Source organism: Microbacterium sp. OR21, assembly GCF_047306785.1.
GTDB classification, from domain to species: domain Bacteria; phylum Actinomycetota; class Actinomycetes; order Actinomycetales; family Microbacteriaceae; genus Microbacterium; species Microbacterium esteraromaticum_E.
In genome coordinates, this window is sequence record NZ_JAZEXJ010000004.1 from 45,780 (window position 1) to 63,189 (window position 17,410).

Annotated in this window: 18 protein-coding genes and 1 tRNA gene; 5 read left to right on the forward strand and 14 right to left on the reverse strand. The window is 71.3% G+C overall.

What is annotated here, in order from left to right; genetic code table 11:
• Window positions 1–21 precede the first annotated feature (21 nt).
• The gene (locus V2S04_RS12755; RefSeq protein ID WP_340088799.1) at window positions 22–1,245 is read left to right on the forward strand and encodes an MFS transporter; all 1,224 of its coding nucleotides are present in this window, start codon (window positions 22–24) and stop codon (window positions 1,243–1,245) included.
• Window positions 1,246–1,260: 15 nt separating this feature from the next.
• On the opposite strand, the gene V2S04_RS12760 is transcribed toward V2S04_RS12755, so the two are convergent.
• From V2S04_RS12760 to V2S04_RS12790, 7 genes are read right to left on the reverse strand one after another with little or no spacing between them, the layout of a single operon-like run.
• Window positions 1,261–1,695 (reverse strand): pilus assembly protein TadG-related protein, encoded by a 435-nt coding sequence (locus V2S04_RS12760; RefSeq protein WP_413638821.1) that lies wholly within the window; start codon window positions 1,693–1,695, stop codon window positions 1,261–1,263.
• On the reverse strand, window positions 1,692–2,165 hold the full coding sequence (locus V2S04_RS12765) for a TadE family protein (RefSeq protein WP_340088770.1): 474 nt from the start codon (window positions 2,163–2,165) through the stop codon (window positions 1,692–1,694). Before V2S04_RS12765 ends, V2S04_RS12760 begins: the two co-directional genes overlap by 4 nt.
• Window positions 2,134–2,529 carry a TadE/TadG family type IV pilus assembly protein gene (locus V2S04_RS12770; protein WP_413638991.1) on the reverse strand — a complete coding sequence of 132 codons (396 nt, stop codon included), beginning with the start codon at window positions 2,527–2,529 and terminating at the stop codon, window positions 2,134–2,136. The genes V2S04_RS12765 and V2S04_RS12770 overlap by 32 nt, the downstream gene beginning before the upstream one ends.
• Window positions 2,530–2,547: 18 nt before the next feature.
• Window positions 2,548–2,733, reverse strand: a complete 186-nt coding sequence (locus V2S04_RS12775) for a hypothetical protein (protein WP_099196820.1) — start codon at window positions 2,731–2,733, stop codon at window positions 2,548–2,550.
• Between the two features lie 43 nt (window positions 2,734–2,776).
• Window positions 2,777–3,715 carry a type II secretion system F family protein gene (locus tag V2S04_RS12780; RefSeq protein ID WP_110554950.1) on the reverse strand — a complete coding sequence of 313 codons (939 nt, stop codon included), beginning with the start codon at window positions 3,713–3,715 and terminating at the stop codon, window positions 2,777–2,779.
• Complete coding sequence (locus tag V2S04_RS12785) at window positions 3,712–4,569, reverse strand: type II secretion system F family protein (RefSeq protein WP_413638823.1); 858 nt, start codon at window positions 4,567–4,569, stop codon at window positions 3,712–3,714. Before V2S04_RS12785 ends, V2S04_RS12780 begins: the two co-directional genes overlap by 4 nt.
• On the reverse strand, window positions 4,566–5,708 hold the full coding sequence (locus V2S04_RS12790) for a CpaF family protein (protein WP_413638825.1): 1,143 nt from the start codon (window positions 5,706–5,708) through the stop codon (window positions 4,566–4,568). The genes V2S04_RS12785 and V2S04_RS12790 overlap by 4 nt, the downstream gene beginning before the upstream one ends.
• Before the next feature lie 97 nt (window positions 5,709–5,805).
• Between V2S04_RS12790 and V2S04_RS12795 the strand changes: the two genes are divergently transcribed.
• Window positions 5,806–5,887, forward strand: a tRNA-Leu gene (locus tag V2S04_RS12795).
• Window positions 5,888–5,947: 60 nt separating this feature from the next.
• Window positions 5,948–6,712: a DedA family protein gene (locus V2S04_RS12800; RefSeq protein WP_413638827.1), complete on the forward strand. Its 765-nt coding sequence runs from the start codon at window positions 5,948–5,950 to the stop codon at window positions 6,710–6,712.
• Window positions 6,713–6,780: 68 nt separating this feature from the next.
• On the opposite strand, the gene V2S04_RS12805 is transcribed toward V2S04_RS12800, so the two are convergent.
• Window positions 6,781–7,680 (reverse strand): Ku protein, encoded by a 900-nt coding sequence (locus V2S04_RS12805; protein WP_340088764.1) that lies wholly within the window; start codon window positions 7,678–7,680, stop codon window positions 6,781–6,783.
• A 67-nt stretch (window positions 7,681–7,747) separates the two neighbouring features.
• Between V2S04_RS12805 and V2S04_RS12810 the strand changes: the two genes are divergently transcribed.
• Window positions 7,748–10,219 carry an ATP-dependent DNA ligase gene (locus V2S04_RS12810; protein ID WP_413638828.1) on the forward strand — a complete coding sequence of 824 codons (2,472 nt, stop codon included), beginning with the start codon at window positions 7,748–7,750 and terminating at the stop codon, window positions 10,217–10,219.
• Window positions 10,220–10,225: 6 nt separating this feature from the next.
• Here V2S04_RS12810 and V2S04_RS12815 read toward each other — a convergent pair whose 3' ends face one another.
• From V2S04_RS12815 to V2S04_RS12840, 6 genes are all read right to left on the reverse strand, one after another.
• Window positions 10,226–11,146, reverse strand: coding sequence for a cation diffusion facilitator family transporter (locus V2S04_RS12815; protein ID WP_413638830.1), 921 nt, complete (start codon window positions 11,144–11,146; stop codon window positions 10,226–10,228).
• Window positions 11,147–11,237: 91 nt separating this feature from the next.
• On the reverse strand, window positions 11,238–11,828 hold the full coding sequence (rdgB, locus tag V2S04_RS12820) for an RdgB/HAM1 family non-canonical purine NTP pyrophosphatase (RefSeq protein ID WP_413638831.1): 591 nt from the start codon (window positions 11,826–11,828) through the stop codon (window positions 11,238–11,240).
• Window positions 11,825–12,571 (reverse strand): ribonuclease PH, encoded by a 747-nt coding sequence (rph, locus tag V2S04_RS12825; protein WP_413638832.1) that lies wholly within the window; start codon window positions 12,569–12,571, stop codon window positions 11,825–11,827. Before rph ends, rdgB begins: the two co-directional genes overlap by 4 nt.
• Before the next feature lie 54 nt (window positions 12,572–12,625).
• Window positions 12,626–13,495, reverse strand: a complete 870-nt coding sequence (gene murI / locus V2S04_RS12830; protein ID WP_413638833.1) for a glutamate racemase — start codon at window positions 13,493–13,495, stop codon at window positions 12,626–12,628.
• Between the two features lie 11 nt (window positions 13,496–13,506).
• Entirely contained in the window at window positions 13,507–14,442 is a 936-nt protein-coding gene (gene murQ / locus V2S04_RS12835; protein WP_413638834.1) for an N-acetylmuramic acid 6-phosphate etherase, read from the reverse strand.
• 36 nt (window positions 14,443–14,478) lie between these two features.
• Entirely contained in the window at window positions 14,479–15,945 is a 1,467-nt protein-coding gene (locus V2S04_RS12840) for a glycoside hydrolase family 3 protein (protein WP_413638835.1), read from the reverse strand.
• An 83-nt stretch (window positions 15,946–16,028) separates the two neighbouring features.
• On the opposite strand from V2S04_RS12840, the gene V2S04_RS12845 reads away from it, so the two are divergent.
• Window positions 16,029–17,348 (forward strand): nicotinate phosphoribosyltransferase, encoded by a 1,320-nt coding sequence (locus V2S04_RS12845; protein WP_413638836.1) that lies wholly within the window; start codon window positions 16,029–16,031, stop codon window positions 17,346–17,348.
• Window positions 17,349–17,410 lie beyond the last annotated feature (62 nt).

Consider the following 17,410-nt stretch of genomic DNA (forward strand, 5'->3'; position numbering starts at 1 on the left):
GTCCTGAGGCGGTTCGGACCCATGGTCTACGCGCCGACGGTGCTGTTCTCGCTGGGCGAGGGCGCGGTCATCCCCCTCATCCCCGTGATCGCGACGCGACTCGGCGCCGACGTGTCGCTGGCCGCGCTCGTGGCCGCCGCGCTGGTGATCGGCCAGCTGTGCGGCAACCTGCCCGCGGGGGCGCTGGTCGCGAAGGTCGGCGAGCGGTTCACGATGGTCTTCGCCGGCGCCCTCTCGATCGCGGCCGGCGTCGGGATGCTCGTCGCCGAGCAGCTCGCGCTGTTCGCCGCGGCGGTGTTCGTGCTCGGCTTCTGCGCCGCGGCCTTCGGACTGGCCAGGCACGCGTTCATGACCACGCGCGTGCCGCCCCGGTTCCGCGCCAGGGCCCTGTCGCTGCTGGGCGGCAGCTTCCGCTTCGGGGTCTTCATCGGGCCGTTCGTCGCGGCCGCGCTCATTCAGCTGACCGGGTCGGAGCAGTCGACGATCTGGACGCTGATCGTGTGCTGCGCGGCGATCGTGCCGCTCGTGCTGTTCGGGCCCGACCCCGAGAAGACCAGCCCCGTGCTGCTCAAGCCCACCGGCGCCGCGGTAGCCGAGGACTCGGGCGAGGTCGTGACCGGATCGATCCCGACCCGCGACCGGTACGGCGTGCTCGAGACGATCTCGTACTACCGCGCCGTGCTGATGCGCCTGGGCCTGTCGGCCGCCGCACTGTCGGCGGTGCGCTCGGCCCGGCAGGTGATCCTGCCGCTGTGGGGCGTCTCGCTGGGTCTGGACGCCAGCACGATCGCGATCGTCGTCGGCGTCTCGGGCGCCATCGACTTCACGCTGTTCTACGCCAGCGGGCAGGTGATGGACCGGTTCGGGCGGATCTGGGCCGCGCTGCCGGCCATGCTGCTCATGGGCGCGGGGCTCATCGTCCTCTCCATCACCCACGACCTCGATCAGGCGACGATGTGGTTCGTGCTGATGGCCGCCGTGCTCGGTCTCGGCAACGGTCTCTCCAGCGGCATCCTGCTCACCTACGGCGCCGACCTCGCGCCCGAGACGGATCCGGCGACCTTCCTGGGTGCGTGGCGGACGCTGACGGATGCCGGCGGCGCGGCCGCCCCAGTCGTGATCGCGTCCGTCGTGGCCCTGGCCTCGCTGCCGGTCGCGGCCGGTGTGATGGGCGGCGTGGCGCTGCTGGGCGCCGCCGGGTTCGCGGTCTGGACGCCGAGGTTCCTGACGCGACGCGAGCACTGACAGCCCGCGGTCGGGTCAGCGCAGCGCCGTGCGGCTGGTCGCGGTCGCCTCGAGGGGGACGCCGTCCGGCACGAAGGGCGAGAAGAGCGGCGGATGCCAGGACATGCCGACCGTGACGCGGGCGGAGACGCCGTCCGGTGTCGACGCCGACACCAGCGTGGCCTCGGAGCCGATCGCAGCGACCACGGCCACCGCCTGGTCGCGCACACCGGCGTCGGTGAGCTCAGCCCGCACGCCGGCCCCCTCGGCCTGCAGCGTGAATCCGTCGGAGCCGGCGAGCGCCGCGGCATCGGCCAGCGAGTCGAGGCGCTTCTGAGCGATGTACAGGTCGGTGGCGCACACGCACGCGAAGACGACGGCGATCGCGAGGAGCACGTACCCGAACACCAGCGGCAGCACGCTGCCCTCCTCCTCGGCGAGCAGGGCACGACGACGGTCGCGGCCGCTCATCCGCTTCCCCACAGCCTCGACACCTTCTGCGCAGCCTGCGCCTCGACGGGGATCGCGGCCAGCTCGTCGAGCCCGAAGACGGGCGGCAGGAACGGCAGCGCGACCGCGGTGCGCACCGTGACGATGACGGTGGCTCCGGCCGCCGGGCACTCCGCGGCGGCAGGGCGGCACGTGATGCCGACATCGACGGCACCGGCATCCATCCCGTATTCGCGAACCGCACCGGCGAGCACCGCGTCTCCTCGTGCGGCGGCGGCAGCGGCATCCGGCGCCTGCCCGATCACCCGGGCAGTGTGCCGGGCAGCCGCCTCGGCGCCGAGGGTCTGCTCCTGCACGGCGCCCAGCACGAGCACCAGGTAGACGAGCGGCACGAGCAGCAGCAGGCCCGCGACGATGAACTCGAGAGCAGCCGAACCCGTCTCGTCAGCCAGCAGCGGCTCACCCCTCTCCGAACGACTCGACGGGCGCACGACCCTCCACCTCCAATCCGAGCGGCACGCCGAGCAGGCCCAGCACCGGCAGGGTCGTGCGCACGCGCACGAGCACGGTCGGATGCCCGAGGCTGTCGTCCTCGCCGACCGCGATGTCTCCGGCGTAGTCGGCGCCGATCGCGCGTGTGATCACGGCCTCGGTGCGCGCCGCGCCGTCGCCGAGCGAGGTGTCGGCGAGGGCGGCGTAGTGCGCTCCCTCGACGGCGGCGTCGTGCACGACGTTGCGCACGTACATCGCGAGGGCGACCTGCAGCACGGCGAGGGTGAGCGCGGTCAGCAGGGTCCCGACGAGCACGAACTCGACGGGGCTCGACCCGCGCTCATCACCGAGCAGCGACCGCACACGCATCGACCACTCCGCTCAAATGCCGGAGACGCGCGAGATCGCCTGCTCGAACAGGTCGACCAGCGCCGGTCCCGCCACGGCCCAGATCACGACGACCAGCGCAGCGGTCATCAGTGTGACGAGCACCCAGCCGGGCACATCACCCCGCTCATCGTCGACCAGGTCGCGACCGGCGGCGAACCATCTCTTCAGCGTCTTCATCTCTCTTCCCTCCGGATTGTGGATCGTCTGTCGGGGCCGGCTCTCAGCCCAGGCCGAGGCGCAGGATGAACAGCCCCGGGTACACCGCGAACAGCACGCTCAGCGGCAGGATCAGGAACACCAGCGGGAGGAGCATGAGGATCTCCTTCTGCCCCGCCTGCTCGATGAGCACGCGCTTCGCCTCGTCGCGCGCGTCGGCCGCCTGCGAGTGCAGCACCGCGGCGAGCGGCGCTCCGTGCTCGAGAGCCGCGACGATCTGGTCGGTCGCTCGAGACAGCCCGGGCAGCTGCAGGCGCGTGGCGGTCTCGCCGAGCGCATCGGCGAGGGGCGATCCGGTGTGCACGGCGAGCACGGTCTGCCGCAGCTCCTCGGTCAGCTCGCCGGTGCCGATGGCCGAGACACGGCGCAGAGCGTCCAGCAGCGACTCCCCCGCAGAGAGGCACAGCGCGAGGAACTCCAGCGTGGTGGGCAGCTCGTCGGCGAGACGCGCGCGGCGCGAGCGCGCCCGCGCGGTCAGCTGCATGTCGTAGCCGATCGCGGATCCGGCCGCGGTGATGATCGGCAGGAGCGCCGCCGGTGCCGTCAGCCGCCCTGAGACGGCGATCGCGACGACGATCAGCGCCCCGACCAGCAGTCCGCCGACTCCCCAGGCGAGCTGGCGTCCGCGGAACGTGGCGGGCGTCTGCGCGAGCCCGGCCTGGCGCAGACGCAGCCGCAGGGCATCGCCGCCGCCGAGCAGCCGGTCGAACGCCTCCCGCAGCCGATCCCAGAGCCGTCTGCCGTTCACCGGCATGGTGCCGACGGCGGGCAGGATCCCCGCCGGGAGCGCCTCATCGTCGACGACGTCGCGCACGTAGGGCGCGATCCTCCGCTCCAGCGACGGCGCGCCCCAGCGCGGCAGGGCGGAGAGCACGCCGAGCAGGCCGAGGGCGAGCGCTCCGCCCAGCAGCACCGCGACAGCGGCATCGGTCAGCACGGTCATCCGAACCACCGCTCCGGTTCGGGCAGCCGGCCGATGCGCAGCATGATGCGGAAAGCGATCACCGAGACGACGGCGCCGACCAGGATGACCACCATGCCCTCCGCGCTGGCGTAGGCGTCCCGGCCCTCCGGGCGCATGGCCAGCAGCGCGAGGATCACCCACGGCGCGACGGCTCCGAGCACCGCCGCCCCGCGGATCCATGACTGGCGCGCCTCGACCTCGCCGCGCAGCGCGGCGTCCGCCCGCACTGAGGCCGACAGCGCGCGCAGCACCCCGGTCAGCTCGGTGCCGCCGACCTGGCGCGCCATGCGCAGCGTCTCCACGATGCGGTCGGCGATCGGGTCGGCGAGGGTCGCCTTGAGCCGGTCGAGGCTCGACTCGAAGCGTCCGGTCGCCTGCAGGTCGCGGGCGAACACGGCGAACGCCGGACGCACCGCGGGCGGCGCCGATTCGGCGAGGCTCGCCACGGCATCCGGCAGCGACAGGCCCACTCTGATGGCGGCGACCAGCAGGTCGCAGACGTCCGGCCACATCTGCCGACGCGCCTTGCGCAGCCGCAGGCGGCGACCGCGCAGGAACATCACCGGTGCGGACGCCCCGGCGAGCGCCGCGAGCAGCGCCAGGACCGGGATGCCCGTGAGCAGCCATGCGAGGGCTGCGGCCACCACGGCGATCGCCGCGATGATCACCACGACGGTGCGCGTCGCCGTGCGGGAGTGCCCGGCCTCGTCGAGCAGCCGGCGCAGTCGGGTGCTGCGCGCTTCGCGGACGGGTCTCTCGCGCGGCGGCCAGAGCCACGGCGACGCGCACAGCAGCAGGCCCGCGCCGAGCAGAGCACCGACGAGCACGGTCATGTCATCCCCTCCGCCCGGTACACCGAGGTGCTGAGGATGCGGCCGTCGAGGACCTCGCCGGTCGGGGCGATCACCTCGGCGATCCGGCGGGATCCGTCCTGCTCGCGGCGGCAGTGCACCACGTAGGAGATCGACGAGGCGAGGGCGGGCGCGATGAACGCCCTGTCGATGTTGCGACCGGCCAGCAGCGGCAGCAGAGCGAGCTTCTCGAGTGCCTCGACCGCGGAGTTGGCGTGCACGGTCCCGGCGCCCGGGACTCCGGTGTTCAGCGCGAGCACGAGGTCGAGCGCCTCGGCGTCGCGGACCTCGCCGACGACGAGACGATCGGGGCGCATGCGCAGCGCCTCCTTCACCAGCCGTCGCAGCGTGATCTCCCCGGTGCCCTCGAGGCTCGCCTGACGCCCCTGCAGCGCGACGACATCCGGTCCGTCGACCGCCAGCTCGAACGTCTCCTCGACGGTGATGATGCGCTGATCGGCGGCGCACGCGCCCAGCAGCGCCCCGAGCAGCGTCGTCTTGCCGGCATGCGTCGCCCCCGAGACGATGATGCTGCGTCCATCCCGCAGCGCCGCGAGCAGCAGGTCGGCGACGTGCTCTGGCACCGAGCCCTGCGCGATCAGGGCGTCCAGGGTGCGGTGGCGCCTGAGAAACTTGCGGATGTTCACCGCCCACGACCCGCGCACCACGTCCGCGATGGCGACGTGCAGGCGCGAGCCGTCGGGCAGCGAGGCGTCGACGAACGGCTGGCTGACATCCACCCGGCGGCCGGTGGTCTGCAGCATCCGCTCGACGAGGTCGCGGATGAGGGCATCCGTCAGCTGCAGATCGACCCGCTCGGTCGCACCGCCCCGCGCGACGAAGATGCGGTCGGGCCCGTTCAGCCAGATCTCCTCGATGTCAGGATCGTCGAGCAGCGGCTGCAGGGCCCCGAAGCCCGCGACCGACGCCAGCACATCCCGCACGAGCGCCGCCTCGTCGTCGATCATCCCCTCGCCGCGCTGCAGCGCCAGGTCGTTGTGCCTCCGCACCTCGAGCTGCGCGATCCGCCGCGCCTCGTCGGGCTGCGACGACGGATCCGTGTTCTCCAGACGCAGGCGACGCCTCACTCTCTCGGCGACGGCAACGGACGGATGACTCACGCGGGCATCCTGACAGAGATCCACGACGGGCCGCAGAAGTTATCCACAACAGATCTACGGAAAACCCGACGAGCCCGATCGCTAGACTCGGAAGCGCGCGGAAGTGGTGGAATTGGTAGACACGCAGGATTTAGGTTCCTGTGCCCCCGGGCGTGTGGGTTCAAGTCCCATCTTCCGCACAGCATCCCCTATATGCACTCCGCCGATATCGAACGACGGGAACACCCTTGCTCCACACCATGCTTCAGGCGCCGACCGCGCTGATCCCGTGGCTCGACCCGGCGAACATCATCCACGGCGCGGGCGCCTGGGCGCTCGCCGTCGTCTGCTTCATCGTCTTCGCCGAGACCGGCCTGCTGGTCGGCTTCCTGCTGCCCGGTGACACGCTGCTGATCATCTCGGGCCTACTCACCCACACCAACGACATCTTCGGCGTCAACATCTGGGCCGTCTCGCTGCTGATCGCCCTCGCGGCCTTCGTCGGCGGCGAAGTCGGCTATCTGATCGGCCACAAGGGCGGACCGGCGGTGTTCGAGCGCAGAGAATCCGGCCTGTTCAGCGTGAAGAACGTCGAGCGCACCAACGCGTTCTTCGAGCGCTTCGGCGGCATCACGATCATCCTCGCCCGCTTCGTGCCGATCGTGCGCACGTTCGCGCCCGTCGCCGCCGGCGTCGGACATATGCCGTGGAAGCGATACTCGCTCTACAACCTCATCGGCGCGCTGCTCTGGGGCTTCGGCCTGACCATGGTCGGCTACGTCATCGCCTACATTCCGTGGATCCGCGATCTGGTGGTCGACTACATCGACGTGATCCTGCTGATCGCTGTCGGCGGCACGGCCATCGTCACCCTCTGGCACTACCTCGTCGAGCGGTACAAGGCGAAGAAGGCCGCAGCCGCCGGTGAAGACGTCGACACCGATGCCGCCGAGGCCAAGGCCCTGCGCCTCGACCCCGAGGTCTTCGACCGTGCACCCGACCTCGACGGAGACGGCACGCACTGACCTCGCCCGGCGCTGACCTCGAGCGGCACTGACCTCGGCCGGCGCTGACCGGGCGACCGCCTCGAGCGTCAGCCGGCCTTCTTCTTCGCCGTCGACTTCTTGGGCTTGGACGCCGGCTTCTTCTTGTCACCGGCGTCGTCGTCGGCATCCTCCGCCGACTCCTTGGCGCCGCCCTTGCGCGCGGCCTTCGTGCGCTCGACGCTCGCCCGCAGTGCCTCCATGAGGTCGATGACCTCGCCGCCCTTCTCGGCCTTGCCCTCGTCTCCGAAGGTCTCCGCGACGTCGAAGCCCTCGCCGGCCTCGATCTTCGCGTCGATGAGGGTGCGCAGCTCCTTCTGGTACTCGTCGACGAACTCCTCGGGATCGAAGTCGCTCGAGTAGCTCTCGACGAGAGCCGCAGACATGTCGAGCTCCTTCTTGCTGATCTTCACGTCCTCATCCAGCGCCGGGAACGACGCCTCACGCACCTCGTCCGACCACAGCAGCGTCTGCAGCACGAGCACGTCGCCGCGAACCCGCAGAGCGGCGAGCCTGGTCTTCTGCCGCAGGGTGAAACGCACGATCGCGGTGCGGTCGGTCTGCTCGAGGGTCTTGCGCAGCAGCACGTACGCCTTCGGCGACTTCGAGTCGGGCTCCAGGTAGTAGGCCTTATCGAGCGTCAGCAGGTCGACCTGCTCGCTGGGCACGAACTCGACCACGTCGATCTCGCGGCTCTTCTCGGCGGGGAGGGAGGCGAGGTCGTCCTTGGTGAGCACGATGGTCTGACCGTCGTCCACGTAGGCGCGATCAATGTCGGCGTACTCGACCGGCTGCCCGTCGATCTCGCAGATGCGCTGATAGCGGATGCGCCCGCCGTCCTCATGGTGCACCTGGTGCAGGGGCACGTCGTGGTCCTCGGTCGCGGAGTACACCTTCACCGGGACGTTCACGAGACCGAACGTCAGGGCACCCTTCCAGATGCTTCTCATGACCCCAGTGAACACCAGGCCGGCCGTCCGCGGCGAGGGGGTTGCGGATGCCCACTAACCTGGGCCCATGGCATCGGGCGAGCAGGTCGTGCAGATCGACGGCCGCCGCCTGCGCATCACCAACCTCGACAAGGTCGTCTACCCCGAGACGGGCACGACCAAGGGCGAGGTGATCGCCTACTACTCGCAGATCGCGCCGCTCATGCTGCCGCACATGCGCGGGCGCCCGGTCACCCGCAAGAGGTGGGTCGACGGCGTCGGCACGGCGGATGCCCCTGGCGAGAGCTTCTTCACCAAGCAGCTCGAGCGCGGGGCGCCGGAGTGGATCAGGCGGATGCCGATCGAGCACTCCGACGGCCCGAAGGAGTATCCGCTCGCCGACGATGTCGCCTCGCTGGTGTGGTTCGCGCAGATCGCCGCGCTCGAGCTGCACGTGCCGCAGTGGCGCTTCACGCATTCGGGCGGTCGGGGCATGCCCGACCGGATGGTGCTCGACCTCGACCCCGGCCCCGGGGTCGGGCTCGCGCAGTGCGCGGAGATCGCGCGGATCGCCCGCGGCATCCTGAGCGGGATGGGGCTCGAGCCGATGCCGGTCACCAGCGGCAGCAAGGGCATCCACCTGTACGCCCGCCTGCCCACCACCGACGACGGCACCGGACTGCAGTCGAGCGACGATGTCTCCGCGGTGGCCAAGGAGATCGCCCGCCTCATCGAGGCCGACCACCCCGACCTCGCCACGCACGTCATGGCGAAGTCGCAGCGCGGCGGCCGGGTGTTCATCGACTGGAGCCAGAACAGCGCGTCGAAGACGACCATCGCGCCCTACTCGCTGCGCGGTCGCGCCCGCCCCTGGGTCGCAGCCCCGCGCACATGGGAGGAGCTGGACGATCCCGACCTGCGACACCTCGAGTACCACGAGGTGCTGGAGCGGATGGACGCCGGCATCGACCCGCTCGCCGCGCTCGCCCCGGCCAGCACCGCACTCACCTCGTACCTCGCCAAGCGCGACGCCGCGAAGACCCCCGAGCCCATGCCGCAGACGGCATACGCGGGATCGGGCGGTGCGCCGCGGTTCGTGATCCAGGAGCACCACGCGAGCCGCCTGCACTACGACCTGCGCATCGAACGCGACGGCGTGCTGATCAGCTGGGCGGTGCCGAAGGGCGTGCCCGAGACGGCCGAACGCAACCATCTCGCGGTGATGACCGAGCCGCATCCGCTGGAGTACCTGACCTTCGAGGGCGAGATCCCTGCGGGCGAGTACGGCGCGGGATCGATGACCGTGTGGGACACCGGGACGGTGGCGCTGGAGAAATGGCGCGACGACGAGGTGATCGGCACCTTCACCGGGCAGACCGGCGGCAGGCTCGGATCGGCCCGGCTGGCGCTCATCCGCACCGGCGGCGCGGGCGAGAAGTCGCAGTGGCTGCTGCATCGCATGATGCCCACGCCCCTCTCCAACCGCCGCTCCGCGTCGGTCGGAGCCTCGGGGGCGCGTGGCCCCTCACGGGCAGCAGACGAACGAGCTGCGGAGCGGGAGGCGACCACCGACACCGCGCCGTCGTTCATCCCGCCGATGCTGTCTGAGTCCGGCACACCCGGGCTCGCCCGATCGCTCGGCGACCGGTCGTGGGCCGAGATCAAATGGGATGGCATCCGGGCGGTCGGCACGTGGCGGCAGACCGACGGAGCCGACGGGCGCTTCACCCTGCGCGCCCGCAGCGGCACCGACATCACCGCCCGCTACCCCGAGCTCACCGCCGACGGAGCCCCGCACCTGCCGGCGGCCGAAGCGGTCGTCGACGGTGAGATCGTCGCCTTCGACTCCGACGGCCGGCCGAGCTTCGCCCGCCTGCAGAACCGGATGCACCTGACCAAGGGCCGCGAGATCGAACGCGAGGTCGTGCGCACGCCCATCGTCTACATGCTCTTCGATCTGCTGCACCTCGACGGTCACGACCTCACCGGCATGCCGCTGCGTCGGCGGCGCGAGCTGCTCGAGCAGCTCGCGGCCGACCTCGACGCACCGGTGCAGGTGCCGCCCGTGTTCGACGACCTCGAGGCGGCGCTGGACGCGAGCCGCGAATTCGGGCTCGAAGGCGTCGTCGCGAAGGATCCCGATTCGCGCTACCGCCCCGGTCGGCGCTCGGGCTCGTGGCTGAAGCTCAAGCAGACGCACACGCAGGAGGTGGTGATCGTGGGCATCCGGCCCGGGCAGGGCAGCCGCCGCAGCGGCATCGGCTCGCTGCTGCTCGCCGTGCCCGCCGGGGATGGCGGGCTGCGGTACGTGGGCCGGGTGGGCACAGGGTTCACCGATCGGATGCTGCGCGACCTCTCCGCGCAGCTCGAGCCGCTGCGCACACCGGCGGCGCCCCTCGACGTGCCCGCCCCCGACGCCTCCGACGCACTCTGGGTCAGGCCGGAGCTGGTGGGCGAGGTCGAGTTCGCGAACTGGTCGCCGGGCGGCATCCTCCGTCATTCCCGGTGGCGCGGGCTCCGCCCCGACAAATCTCCCGACGAGGTGCGCGTGGAGAGCTGACCCGGCTCAGGCGTGCGCGGCGGCGCAGTCGTCGTGGTCGGCAGGCTCCAGCTGGAACGTCGAGTGCTCGACGTCGAAGTGGTGCGCGAGGCAGCCCTGCAGCTCCTGCAGCAGCTGCGACGAGCGACCGGATGCCAGCACCGCCGGATCGACCGTGACATGCGCGGTGAACACCGGCGCACCCCGGGTCAGCTGCCACACGTGCACGTCGTGCACGTCGACGACGCCCGGGTACACCTTCAGATGCCTGCGGATCTCACCGACCGCCATGCCCTCCGGCGCCGACTCCGCGAGCACCGAGAACACCTCGCGCAGCAGCGACACCGCGCGGGGCAGGATGAGCACGGCGATCAGCAGCGAGGCGATCGCATCGGCAGGCACCCATCCGGTCGTGACGATCACCACCGCCGCGACGATCACCATCGCCGAGCCGATCAGATCGCCCATCACCTCGAGGTACGCGCCGCGCACGTTGATGCTCGTCTTCTGGGCGCGGCCCAGCACCCACAGCGCGATCGCGTTGGCGACCATGCCGATGACCGCGACCGCGAGCATGAGAGGGCCGGCCACCTCGACCTCGCCCGGGTCGATCAGACGCTGGACGCCCTGCACCGCGACCACGACCATCAGCACGATGAGGATGATGGCGTTGATCAGCGCACCGAACACCTCCGCCCGCTGGTACCCGAACGTGCGCCGGTCATCGGCGGGGCGGGCGGCGACCGCCGTGGCGATCAGGGCGATCACCAGGGCCGACGAGTCGGTGAACATGTGCGCGGCGTCGGCGAGCAGCGCCAGGGATCCCGAGAGGATCGCGCCGACCACCTGCACCACCATGACGGTGGCGGTGAGCGACAGCGAGATGGCCAGCAGACGCCGGTGGGAAGCGTCGCGGATGCCTCCGGCTGCGGGCGCGTGGTCGTGCATGACTCCAGGCTAGGCCGACCGGATGCCCTTCGCGGCGGCTTTCGCCTACTCGGGAACGATGACGCTTCTCAATAGCGGGACGGGCCTGATCTTACAGCGCGGTGAGCAGCGGGATCAGGGCGCGGAAGGCGCGCGCGCGGTGCGACTGCGCCTGCTTCTCGGCGTCGCTGAACTCGCCGACCGAGCGCTCCGAGGCCGGGTCCTGGCCATCGGGGATGAAGATCGGGTCGTAGCCGAATCCCCCGGTCCCGGATGCCCGGTGCGCGAGTCGCCCGGGCCAGATCCCCTCGACGGTGCGCTCGCCGTCGGCGGTGACCAGCGCGATGGTCGAGTGGAACTGCGCGGTGCGGTGCGGGTCGGCGACGTCGCGGAGCTGGTCGAGCAGCAGCTCGAGGTTCGCCGTGGCGTCCTTCTTCTGACCGGCCCAGTACGCCGAGAACACGCCGGGCGATCCACCGAGCACGTCGACGCAGATGCCCGAGTCGTCGGCGAGCGCGGGCAGGCCCGTGTGCGCGAAGGCCGCACGCGCCTTGATGAGCGCGTTCTGCGCGAAGGTGACACCGTCTTCGACCGGTTCGGGACCGTCGTACCCGATCACCTCGAGATCGGGACGCGTGCCGGCCGTGATCTGCTGGAACTCCGCGACCTTGTGCGGATTGTGCGTGGCGAGCACGACTCTCATTCGGCGCTGCCCTCGCCGAGCGCCGACAGCTGATGCTGCTGCAGCGTCGCGCAGCCGTTCACACCGAGGTCGAGCAGCGCGTCTAGCTCGCGCTTGTCGAACGGCGCGCCCTCGGCGGTGCCCTGCACCTCGACGAACAGGCCGCGCCCGGTGACGACGACGTTCATGTCGGTCTCCGCGCGCACATCCTCGACGTAGGCGAGATCGAGCATCGGCTCGCCGTCGATGATGCCCACCGACACCGCGGCGACGGTGTCGAGCAGCGGCTTCGCGTTCCTGCCGATGAACTTCTTCTCACGGCCCCACTCGATCGCGTCGGCGAGGGCCACGTAGGCGCCGGTGATCGCGGCGGTGCGGGTGCCGCCGTCGGCCTGCAGCACGTCGCAGTCGATCACGATCGTGTTCTCACCGAGCGCCTTCGTGTCGACCACGGCGCGCAACGCACGGCCGATGAGCCGCGAGATCTCGTGCGTGCGCCCGCCGATGCGCCCCTTGACGCTCTCGCGGTCGTTGCGCGAGTTCGTCGCGCGCGGCAGCATCGCGTACTCGGCCGTGACCCAGCCCTTGCCCTTGCCCGTCAGCCAGCGCGGCACGCCGTTGGTGAAAGACGCCGTGCAGAGCACCTTCGTGCCGCCGAAGCTGATCAGCGCCGAGCCCTCGGCGTGTGCGGACCAGCCGCGTTCGATCGTGATCTCGCGGAGCTGGTCGGTGCTGCGGCCGTCGGCGCGGACGATGTCTGACATGGTGTCCTCTCGGAAGCGGTTGAGGGGCTGAGGGTGGGGTTCAGATGGCGCGGGTCAGGGCCGCGCGATGCCGTCACGGCCGACGGCATCCGCCTCGTCGTCGAGCAGATACGGCAGGTCGATCACGCCGGTCTGCACCAGCTGCACGTCGCGCACCTCGTGGCCCATCAGCCGGTTGGCGAGTGCCGTGAAGTCGTCGGCCGACGCGCCCGTCGCCTCGTAGACGTAGCTGGCGACGGCTCCGGGCGATGCGAGCTGATCGCGCTTGACGAGCTGACGGTAGACGTCGGCGGCGGTCTCGTCGTCGCTCGAGACGAGCGACACTCCGTCGCCCATCACATAGCTGATCGCGCCGCGCAGGAACGGGTAGTGCGTGCATCCGAGCACGAGGGTGTCGACGCCGGCCTCCCTGAGCGGCGCGAGGTACTCCTCCGCCACCGCGAGCACCTCCGGCGTTCCGGTGATGCCCGCCTCGACGAACTCGACGAAGCGGGGGCACGCCGCGGTGAACACCTCGAGGCGCTCATCGACCTCGAGCATGTCCTGGTAGACGCGCGACCCGATCGTGCCCACCGTGCCGATCACTCCGACGCGGCCGTTGCGGGTGGTCGAGACGGCGCGCCGCACGGCCGGTCCGATCACCTCGACGACGGGCACGTCGTAGCGCTCTCTCGCGTCGCGCAGCACCGCGGCGGATGCCGTGTTGCACGCGATCACGAGCATCTTCACCCCTTGGTCGACGAGCGTGTCGAGCACCTCGATGCTGTACCGCCGGACATCGGCGATGGGCTTCGGACCGTACGGGGAGTGCGCCGTGTCGCCGATGTAGACGAGCGACTCCTGCGGCAGCTGCGCACGGATCGCGCGCGCCACGGTCAGTCCGCCCACACCGGAGTCGAAGATGCCGATGGGCGCGTCGTTCATGATGCCCAAGCCTACTCGGCGGCGCCGTCCTGGCGGGCCGCGGCGAGCGCCTGTCGCAGGTTGCCGCCGGCCCGCTCGAGGGCGGCACGTGCGGTGGCGGCGTCTGCCCCGGTCTCGACGAGGGCGATCGCCAGCTTGACCGATCCGCCCGCGGCGCTCAGCGCCGCCGCAGCCGCCTCCGGCGTCGCCCCGGTGGCGTGCATCACGGTGCGCTCGGCGCGCGCTCGCAGCTTCTCGTTGGTGGACTGCACATCGACCATGAGGTTGCCGTACACCTTGCCCGACTGCACCATCGCGACAGTGGAGATGGCGTTGAGGACGAGCTTCTGGGCGGTGCCCGCCTTCAACCGCGTCGACCCCGCGACGACCTCCGGCCCGACGACGACCTCGATGGCGACGTCGACACCCTCCGAGATCTCCGAGCCGCGGTTGCACGCCAGGCTCACCGTGAACGCGCCCCGTTCGCGAGCCGCCCGCAGCGCGCCGCTGACGTAGGGGGTGCGGCCGGATGCCGAGATGCCGACGATCGCATCATCCGGCCCGAGCTCGGCTGCGGCCGCCGCGCCCGCCTCGACGTCGTCCTCGGCGTTCTCGACGGCGTTGCGCAGCGCCTGCTCGTCGCCGGCGATGACACCGACCACGAGCGAGGGATCGGTGCCGAACGTGGGCGGGATCTCGCTGGCATCCAGCACCCCCATCCGTCCGGCCGTGCCGGCGCCGACGTACACCAGCCGGCCGCCGCGGTGAAGACGGGCCACGATGCCGTCGATCGCGCGCGCGATGCTCTCCGACTCGGCCGCCACGGCCTGCGCCGCGACGATCCCCTGGTCGGTCATCAGCGCGACCTGGTCGATGGTGCTGAGCGTGTCGAGTTCGGCGAACGCCGGGTCGACGCGTTCGGTGGACAGGGTGTCGAGGGTGGAGCGCAGCTGTTCGCGGTCAGACATGTCGGTTCTTCCTTCGCAGGTTCTGCAGCGGGTGGGTCACACGGGTCCGGCGAGCAGGGCGCGGCGTGCGGCGCGGGCGGAGAGCTGACTCGCGGCGGGTGAGGAGATGACGGCGCCCTGCGCGTCGGCGGGCAGCCCCACGTTCACCGCGACGACGCCCGGTGCGGCCGAGCGGATGCCCTCGAGCACCGCGAGCTGCGGGGAATCGGCGTCGAGGCGGTCGACGAGCACGACGCTCTGCCCGGCGGCCGCGCGCTGCGCGGCAGCATCCAGCTCCGCCTCTGCGGCGGCGTCCGCGTCGACGCGGACGATCTCACCGCCCGCGGCGAGGGCGAGCGCGACGTGGGCCGCCGCGCTGTCGACCGCGAGGCTCGACGCCCGGCGCAGGTCGATCACGGTGGTGGGCCCGTCGGCGAACGGCGGCGGCGAGCCCTGCACGCGCACGGCACGGTCGGCGATGCGGTCCGCGTCGAAGGGCACCTCGGGTGCCGTGGACCGGCCGTGCACGGCATCCGCCATCGCCGCCACGCGGCGTGCTGCGTCCGCCACCCGGTCGCGGGATAGCTCGCCGCTGCGGATCGCCGCGACGATCGCGTCCCGAGCCATCAGGTAGTCGCGCTCATCCTGATCCGGGAGCATCGCCGCGCCCGGATTGGTCGGGTTGCCGATGCACAGCAGATCGGCGCCCGCGGCGAGTGCCCGCACCGCTCCCCCGCCGATGCCGACCTGCTCTCGGATCGCCGCCATGTCGAGCGCGTCGGTGACGATCACCCCGTCGAAGCCGGCTGCCCGCAGCCCCGCGAGCACGCCCGGATTGAGCGTCGCCGGCTCGTCGCCCCAGTGCGGCGCGGTGATGTGCGCGGTCATGATCGCGAGCACGCCCGCCTCGACGGCTGCGGCGAACGGCGGCAGGTGGTGCTCCTCGATCTCCTGCGGGCTGAGCGAGAGCGCCGGCAGACCGTGGTGCGAGTCGGTGTGCGTGTCGCCGTGACCCGGGTAGTGCTTGGCGCATGCGGCGACCCCGGCGCTCTGGATGCCGCGCACGGCGGCGGCCGTGTGCCGGGCGACGAGGTCGGTGCTGCCGCCGAACGCGCGCACCCCGATCACCGGGTTGCGCGGATCGGTGTTCACATCGGCGACCGGGCCGATCACGACGTCGGCGCCGATCGCATGCACACGGCGGCCGATCTCGTAGCCGGTCGCCGCGGTGGCGTCCACGTCGTCGACGACGCCGAGCTGCGCCGCTCCGGGCACCGTCGAGCCGGTCTCGGTCTCGAGCCGGGTGACGCTGCCGCCCTCCTCGTCGATGCCGATCAGCGCGCGCGACGCGCGACGGTGGATGTCCGCGCTCAGCGCGGCCGTGTCACCACGCAGGTTCTGCGCGAAGTAGACCACTCCGGCCAGCCCCTCCTCGAGCGCCGCACCGAGCCAGGTCGGCACCTCGGATCCGAGGAAGCCGGGCCACAGCACCCCGTTGGCGAGTCGGGTCAGCTCGTCGGCCATGCGGGAGTCCTCCGTGGTCGCGTCGTGGCGGATCGGGTCCGCTGATCAGTATTCCGGATCCGGCTCCTGGATACACTGGCCGGATGAGCTCCGCGTTCCTCACCGACCGCTACGAACTGACCATGCTCGCCGCATCGCTGCGCGACGGCACCGCCGCACGGCCCAGCGTCTTCGAGCTTTTCTCGCGCCGCCTGTCCGGCGGTCGTCGTTTCGGTGTCGTCGCGGGCACCGGCCGCCTGCTGACACTGCTGCGGGATTTCCGCTTCGGAGACGACGAGCTGCGGTACCTGCGCGACAACGATGTGGTGGATGCCGAGGCGGTGGCGTACCTCGAGAACTACCGCTTCACAGGCACCATCCGCGGCTACCGCGAGGGCGAGCTGTACTTCCCCGGATCCCCGATCCTCACGATCGAGGGCACGTTCGCCGACGCGGTCGTCCTGGAGACGCTGGCGCTGAGCGTGATGAACCACGACTCGGCCGTCGCCACGGCCGCGTCGCGCATGAGCATCGCCGCCGGTGAGCGCCCGCTGGCCGAGATGGGCTCGCGGCGTGCCGCCGAGCAGTCGGCGGTCGCCGCCGCCCGCGCCGCGTACATCGCCGGTTTCGCGTCGACGAGCAATCTCGAGGCGGGTCGGCGGTGGGGCATCCCCACGATGGGCACCGCCGCGCACTCGTGGACGCTGCTGCACGACTCGGAGGAGGACGCCTTCCGGTCGCAGATCGACAGCCTCGGCACCGACACCACCCTGCTCGTCGACACGTACGACATCGAGAAGGGTGTCGAGACGGCGATCCGCGTCGCCGGAACCGGCCTGGGCGGGGTGCGCCTCGACTCCGGCGACCTGCCACTGGTCGCCGCCGCCGTGCGCGAGCAGCTCGACGGGCTCGGCGCGACCGAGACGAAGATCACCGTGACCAGCGACCTCGACGAGTACGCGATCGCCGCCCTCGCGGCCTCGCCCGTCGACTTCTACGGTGTGGGCACCTCGGTGGTCACCGGCTCCGGATATCCGACGGCGAGCATGGTCTACAAGCTCGTCGCCCGGCAGGACTCCGCCGGCGGCTGGGTGGCCGTGGCCAAGGCATCCACCGACAAGGGCTCGAAGGGCGGGCGCAAGGCCGCGTTCCGCACCCTGGACGACGGCGTCGCCGTGGCCGAGACCGTGTCGGTCGCCGACGGATTCGAGCAGGTCGACACGGCCGCCGAGCATCCGGATGCCCGCGCTCTGCAGGTCGTGCTCGTCGACGGCGGGGAGATCGACTCCTCGCACGAGGGCGCCGCCGGAACCGCATCCGCCCGGGATCACCACCTGCGTGTGCGCGAGGAGCTGCCGGTGCGGGCGCTTGCACTCAGCAAGTCCGACCCCGCGATCCCGACTCTTTTTGTCGATGCGCTGTAGCGGCCACCGGTTTCTGAGCGAGGAGCGCAGCGACGAGTCGAAGAACGTCGACGCGGGCTGAC